Genomic DNA, 205 nt, shown 5'->3' with positions numbered 1-205 from the left:
CGCCACGCTGGCCGGCCTGCTGAGGGAGCTGCAGGAACATCAGGCGGGCCTGCTGGACCACCACCACTACGGGCTGACCGAGATCCAGCAGTCCACCGGGCTCCAGACGCTCTTCGACACCCTGGTCGTCTTCGAGTCCTACCCGATGGACCAGTCCGGCCTGACCGAGGCCGGCACCCGGGCCGGAATCACCTGCACCGGCATA

General features: G+C 68.3%; 1 protein-coding gene. It reads left to right on the top strand.

Annotated features, from left to right (window positions below):
* Positions 1 to 205 (top strand): hypothetical protein (locus IG99_RS44020; protein WP_037684794.1); only part of this gene is annotated, 205 nt, incomplete at both ends.

The sequence above is a fragment of the Streptomyces griseus subsp. griseus genome (assembly GCF_000720255.1).
Classification (GTDB): domain Bacteria; phylum Actinomycetota; class Actinomycetes; order Streptomycetales; family Streptomycetaceae; genus Streptomyces; species Streptomyces griseus_I.
This window is presented reverse-complemented; position numbering and strand designations above follow the sequence as displayed.